Genomic DNA, 325 nt, shown 5'->3' with positions numbered 1-325 from the left:
TGCGCACAAAGTAGCAGCGCTGGAGATAGAAATCATGGCGCTGGAAATCACGGTCTTACGTGTGATTTCTCAGGACAGTGGCAAGCCCGGTCCGGAAGCATCTCTGCTCAAAATCAAGGGCACAGAAATTCAGCAACGCTTAACCGAACTGATGGTAGAAGCCGTTGGCCCCTATGCGCTGCCGTTTGACCCGGCCTATCTGGACGGAGAACAGGCACATAGCGTGTCTGAACAGGATGATGCTGCGCCGCTGGCTTCGTATTACTTCAATTTCCGCAAGACCTCCATCTATGGCGGTTCGAATGAAATTCAAAAGAACATCATC

The 325-nt window shown here is 51.4% G+C and carries 1 protein-coding gene; it reads left to right on the top strand.

What is annotated here, in order from left to right:
• Positions 1-325 (top strand): acyl-CoA dehydrogenase family protein (locus KDM89_RS21060; RefSeq protein WP_268977914.1); only part of this gene is annotated, 325 nt, incomplete at both ends.

The organism is Cognatundibacterium luofuense, from assembly GCF_018139685.1.
In the GTDB taxonomy this organism is placed as follows: Bacteria; Pseudomonadota; Gammaproteobacteria; order Burkholderiales; family Burkholderiaceae_D; genus Undibacterium; species Undibacterium luofuense.
The sequence above is the reverse complement of the archived record's forward strand: the minus strand, read 5'-3'. Positions and strand labels throughout refer to the sequence as shown.